4 protein-coding genes are annotated in these 5,801 nt (G+C 71.2%); 1 reads left to right on the forward strand and 3 read right to left on the reverse strand.

All coding sequences use genetic code 11. From position 1 onward, the window contains the following. The first annotated feature begins 87 nt into the window (after positions 1 to 87). Positions 88 to 1,443 carry a PspC domain-containing protein gene (locus tag BFF77_RS24235; RefSeq protein WP_066953385.1) on the forward strand — a complete coding sequence of 452 codons (1,356 nt, stop codon included), beginning with the start codon at positions 88 to 90 and terminating at the stop codon, positions 1,441 to 1,443. 156 nt (positions 1,444 to 1,599) lie between these two features. Here BFF77_RS24235 and BFF77_RS24245 read toward each other — a convergent pair whose 3' ends face one another. From BFF77_RS24245 to guaA, 3 genes are all read right to left on the reverse strand, one after another. Continuing rightward, complete coding sequence (locus BFF77_RS24245; protein ID WP_066953389.1) at positions 1,600 to 2,118, reverse strand: DoxX family protein; 519 nt, start codon at positions 2,116 to 2,118, stop codon at positions 1,600 to 1,602. A gap of 181 nt (positions 2,119 to 2,299) precedes the next feature. Beyond that, entirely contained in the window at positions 2,300 to 3,565 is a 1,266-nt protein-coding gene (locus BFF77_RS24250) for a hypothetical protein (protein ID WP_079125446.1), read from the reverse strand. A 291-nt stretch (positions 3,566 to 3,856) separates the two neighbouring features. Next, positions 3,857 to 5,440 (reverse strand): glutamine-hydrolyzing GMP synthase, encoded by a 1,584-nt coding sequence (guaA, locus tag BFF77_RS24255; protein WP_066953393.1) that lies wholly within the window; start codon positions 5,438 to 5,440, stop codon positions 3,857 to 3,859. Positions 5,441 to 5,801: the final 361 nt, after the last annotated feature.

Below are 5,801 nucleotides of genomic sequence, written 5' to 3' on the forward strand. Positions count from 1 at the left end.
TGACGGTCCGTGTCCCGCGCCAATATCAGGGTGAGCCCAGGGTCGGGATGGCTGGAGGCGCGGGACACGGACCGTCACCATGGACATATGACCCAGCCGTCGGCCCCGTCGCCCAGCGCACAGGCCGCCGCGCCGCCCGAGGGATCCGCTTCCGCGTCCGCCCCGGGCTCAGCGCCGCCGCCTCCCGCGTCCCCTCGGCTTCAGCGCAGCCCGCGCCAGAAGGTGTTCGCCGGTGTGTGCGGCGGGCTCGGGCGGTACTGCGACGTGGATCCGGTGATCTTCCGGATCGTCGTCGGAGTACTCACGGTCACCGGCGGTATCGGGCTGATCTTCTACGGCTTCGCGTGGCTGCTGATCCCGCTGGAGGGCGAGGAGGAGAACGAGGCCCGCAGACTGCTGTCGGGACGGGTGGACGGGGCCTCGCTGATCGCCGTGCTGCTCGCGCTGATCGGCTGCGGGCTGTTCCTGTCCATGCTCGGCAATGACGGCACCCTCGGCTTCGCCGCCATGCTCTCGCTCGCCGTCGTCGGCTCCGCCGTGTGGTCGCAGCGCCGCCGCACCGCCGCGCCCGACGGCGCGACACTCGATCCGGCCACGGCCCAGGCCGTGGCGGAGGCGCCTCCGGAGACGATGGCGCCGCCGACGCCGGGGATCCACTCGTGGTGGCGCGACCCGATAGTCAAGGACGGCACCACGGGGCCGACCGTGGGTGTCTATCTGTGGGGTCCTGAGGAGGGCGTGAGCGGCGAGGGCGGCGCGAAGCGGTCGTGGCACCACTCGGCCACCTCGGCGCGCCCGGCCCTTTCCCACGGACCGCGCGGATTCGGCGGCAATCTGCTGATGCTCGCGCTGATAGCGGGCGGGCTCGGCACGGGCCTGTCGTGGGACAGCCGGCCGTTCGGCACGAGCCTGGAGACAGGACTGGCCTGCGCGCTCGCGGTCTTCGGGATCGGTCTGGCCGTCAGCGCCTTCCTGGGCCGCACCGGCGTCGGCACGGTCTTCCTGGCGGTGGTCACCGCCGGACTGCTCGCGGGCGCGTCGGCCGTCCCGAAGAACATCACCACGGAGTGGGGCCGTCGGCACTGGACACCCGCCTCGGTCACCGCGGTGCAGCCGCGGTACGAGCTGGGCTCCGGCGTCGGCACACTCGACCTGTCCGGGCTCGCCGTGCCCGAGGGCCGCACGGTCAGTACGTCCGCCGAGGTGGGCGCCGGGCAGCTCAAGGTCGTCGTACCGCGGGGAGTGACCGTGAAACTGCGTGCCCAGGCAGGGCTCGGGGACATCCGGCTGCCAGGGGATCCGCCGAACGATGTGGACATAGCCCCGGACCACTCCCGCCTGCGCACGCTGACACCGCGCGCGGGCTCCGCCCCGGCCGGCACGCTGGATCTGGAGCTCGAAGTCGGCCTCGGCCAGGTGGAGGTGACCCGTGCAGCGTCATGAGTTCCGTCCCGGGCGGCTGATCGCGGGACTGGCCGTGCTCGGCGCGGCGGTCGTGTACGCCGGTGACACCGCGGGCTCCTGGCACACACCGTGGTACACGGTGTTCCCGGTGGTCTTCGGCGGTCTCGTCCTGGCCTCCGTCGTCTCCGCCGCCGACTACCTCATACGCCGGCGCCGGTCGGCCAGGAGCGCGTCGAGGGAGAACACCGGGGCACCGGCGAGCACCAGCGGCAGCCAGGCCATGAGATAGGCGAGGTCGTTGCCGTAGTAGTACGGGTCGCTCTGCCAGCTCACGGTCAGCCACAGGCTCAGTGAGATGAGGGCGCCGCCGAACGCGGCGAGCCGGGCCAGCACGCCGAAGAGCGTGCCCAGGCCGACGGCGAGTTCACCAATGGCGATGGCGTATCCGAATCCCGAAGGGCTCCTGAGCGCGAGATCGACCAGCGCCGGAACGGCCGAGCTGTCCCGGACCCCGCGCATCAGCTCGCCGACCGAGCCCGGACCGGTCGCCGCGATGAAACCGCTCTGAGTCAGTTTGTCGATTCCCGCGTAGATGAAGGTGACGCCGAGGAAGATCCGCAACGGCAGCAGCGCGAAGCGTGTGGCGTTCTCCCGCCAGCCGCGCGGCTCACCTCCGATCTGCCCATAGGTGTCCGTCCGGTAGCCATAGGTCATCGCCGGTCCGCCTCTCCCTGTCCCACACCGCTGCCACGGGAGCCAGTGCCCTCGTGTGCCCTTGCCCATGCATACGGATACGACCCGTCCGGCGCTCAGTGAACCAGCCGTCGGGCCCTCAGGAATCGGCCATGTCTGTGAAGGGTTTGAACAACTGCGCCTGAGATACGTTCAGCCGCGGTCAGTCCATGACCTCGACGATCACGCGGTTGGTCTCCACTCCCGCCGCGGTCACGACCTGCACCTCGACGGAGCCGGGCTCCACATCGACCGGTACGGGCACGGTGAGGCAGGTGTCGGAGGGATTGGCGAAGCCTCCGGGCACCGGGATGAGCGGTACATGGACATGGACGGGGCCGATCCGCACGACCATCCGGGCCAGCCGGTCCGGAGTGCCCGCGCCCGGTGGTACGAAGCCGGCGCCACGGATCTCGATGTCGTCGCCGGTACGGATGGGGGCGTCCAGATCGCCCGCCTCCCTGGCCCGTACGACCGACAGGACGAGGGGCCGCCCGCCCTCCGCGTACTTGCCCGCGAAGTAGGTGGCGGCGGAGACGGCGACCAGCAGGGCCAGCGCCCAGGGCAGGTCGGGCAGCTGCTCGGGCCGCCGGGCGAGACGGACACCGGAGAAAAGAAGGGCGACGACATTGACGACCGCGTACTGCACATCGGTGAAGCTGCCGCGCCCGCCGTCGTCGCAGAGCAGATCGGCCAGCCGCGGGCGCTCGGCCCGTACCTTCTGGAGCCGCTGCGCCAGTACGCGTACGGCCACCACCCGGCGGACGATCACGGCGATACCGCACACCACGGCCAGTACGGTCACCATGCCCGCGCCCTGGGCCAGTTCGAGCCCGGCGATCAGCTCGTCGCGCCGGGCGTGCCCGGAGGCGCCCGCGAGCTGAAGGGCCAGCACGAGCACGGAGAAGACGACGAGCAGCACCCAGGCGGAGGCGATGGTCCGCGAGGTCGACAGCCGGTTGTCCTCACCGATCAGAGGTGCGAGCAGTCCGCCGCGGGCACGGTGGAGCCGGGCCGCGACGGTCAGCAGTCCCGCGACGACGAGCGCCGCGACCAGCCCGGCCGTACGGGCGGCACTCCAGCCGGCTCCGATCGCGGTCGTGGTCTGGGCCAGCGCGAGCACCACGACCGCGCCCCACACCGCCAGCAGCGTGTGGCGCCAGACGGAGTGCAGCCAGGCGTTGCCCGCCTCACGGCTGCGATCGGCCACCGCGAGGGCGGACTGGGTCAGTTCGTCCGACACCCACTGCCGGGAGGCTCCCGCCGAGTGCGCGACCGCGGCCGGAAGTCCTTGCCCGGTGGCCAGTTCGTCCCGCTTCGCCAGGAACGCGGCCACGGCCCGCCGATGCCCCTCGCGCGCTCCGTGCGGGCAGTCGCCGCATGTACAGCCCCCGCCGTGCGCGCCCTCTCTTGCCACTTGCACAGCCACGCCGAATGCCGCCTTCCCCGCCCCGCCCACGAACTTCCTTGCTACGCCTGGGAATTGTGCCGTACAGAGTGAGGTACGCGCGCAATCGGCCCGGTCGGTACAGGTGAGAACACGGTGACGATGTCGACTTCCCGTTGACTCACCGACGCCGGCTCGCCCACTCCGGCTCACCGACGCCGACTCGCCGATGTCAGGTCGCCGACGTCGGGTCACCGGGCGGCACACGTGTCCGGCCCCCCGGGAGCCCGGTCCCCGGCCGCGCTCACTCCCGCCCGGGCCGGCCCGCCCGGGTCACTCCCACTCGATGGTGCCCGGCGGCTTGCTCGTCACATCGAGGACCACGCGGTTCACATCCGCGACCTCGTTGGTGATCCGAGTGGAGATCCGGGCCAGCACGTCGTACGGCATCCGGGTCCAGTCCGCGGTCATCGCGTCCTCGGACGAGACGGGCCGCAGCACGATCGGATGACCGTAGGACCGCCCGTCGCCCTGGACGCCGACGGACCGTACATCCGCGAGCAGGACCACCGGGCACTGCCAGATGTCACGGTCGAGACCGGCCGCGGTCAGCTCCTCGCGGGCGATCGCGTCGGCCTCGCGCAGCAGGTCGAGACGCTCGCGCGTGACCTCGCCGACGATACGGATACCGAGCCCGGGGCCCGGGAAGGGCTGGCGGTGGACGATCTCGTCCGGCAGGCCCAGCTCCTGGCCGACCATCCGGACCTCGTCCTTGAAGAGCTGCCGCAGCGGCTCGACCAGCTCGAACTCGATGTCCTCGGGGAGCCCGCCGACATTGTGGTGCGACTTGATGTTGGCGGTGCCGGTGCCGCCGCCCGACTCCACGACGTCCGGGTAGAGCGTGCCCTGTACGAGGAACGCGACGTCCTCGCCGTCCGCGCCCGCCTCGGCGACGATCTCGGCCTGCGCCTGCTCGAAGACCCGGATGAACTCCCGGCCGATGATCTTCCGCTTCTGCTCGGGATCGGAGACACCGGCCAGCGCGGCGAGGAAGCGCTCCTGCGCGTCGACGACCTTGAGCTGTACGCCCGTGGCGGCGACGAAGTCCTTCTCGACCTGCTCCGTCTCCCCCTTGCGCATCAGGCCGTGGTCGACATAGACGCAGGTGAGCTGGTCGCCGATGGCCCGCTGGACCAGCGCGGCGGCCACGGCCGAGTCCACACCGCCCGACAGACCGCAGATGGCGCGCTTGGTGCCCACGCGCTCACGCACGAGGGTGATCTGCTCGTCCAGCACATTGGCGGTGGTCCAGGTCGGCTCGATACCGGCGCCGCGGTAGAGGAAGTGCTCCAGGACCTGCTGGCCGTAGGTGGAGTGCATCACCTCGGGATGGTGCTGGACCCCGTACAGCCTCTTCTCGTCGTTCTCGAAGGCCGCGACGGGCACGACGTCCGTGGACGCGGTGACGGTGAACCCGGCGGGCGCGGCGGAACAGGCGTCGCCGTGCGACATCCAGACCGCCTGCTCGGCCGGGGTGCCCTCGAAGAGCGTGGAGCCGGTCTTGGAGACACGCAGCGGCGTACGGCCGTACTCACGCGCGCCCGTGTTGTCGACGGTGCCGCCGAGCGCGGTCGCCATGAGCTGGAAGCCGTAGCACATCCCGAAGACCGGGACACCGGCCTCGAAGAGCGCGCTGTCGACGCTCGGCGCGTTCTCCGCGTAGACGGAGGACGGGCCGCCGGAGAGGATGACCGCCCTGGGCTTCTTCGCCAGCATCTCGGCCACGGGCATCGTGGACGGGACGATCTCGCTGTAGACACGGGCCTCGCGGACGCGTCGGGCGATGAGCTGGGCGTACTGCGCACCGAAGTCGACGACGAGGACGACATCGGGGGCGGCGGTGGGCGCTGCTGGCACGGGGCGGCCTTCCGGCGTGACATAGGGGGAGACAAGTTGTCTCGATTCTAACGGGGAGCGACGACGGGCCGAAGCCGCCGATACGTCTCACCATCCGGTCACCGTCCCCGCCCGCTTTGACCCGCGCGGGGGCGCCGGGTCCATACTGGCCGTATGCGCGAGCACCAGACCTTCGTCTTTACCTATGGCACCGGCCCGTCCGGCTGCCATGGTCGCGCTGCTTGAACTGACACGCGACTTCCCAGGCGCCCCGGGCCGACAAGGCCCGGGGCGCCTGTCGCGTTCGGGGCCCTACGACCTCCGGGGCGCACCGCACTCCAGACAAGGACCCCGAGATGAACACCAGCTCCTCCGCCTCCCC

Source organism: Streptomyces lushanensis (assembly GCF_001700515.1).
Lineage (GTDB): Bacteria > Actinomycetota > Actinomycetes > Streptomycetales > Streptomycetaceae > Streptomyces > Streptomyces lushanensis.

Excerpts from the sequence above, each read along its gene's own strand:
- BFF77_RS24235 (WP_066953385.1), top strand. The coding sequence starts at position 88 with ATGACCCAGCCGTCGGCCCCGTCGCCCAGCGCACAGGCCGCCGCGCCG.
- BFF77_RS24245 (WP_066953389.1), bottom strand. The coding sequence starts at position 2,118 with ATGACCTATGGCTACCGGACGGACACCTATGGGCAGATCGGAGGTGAG.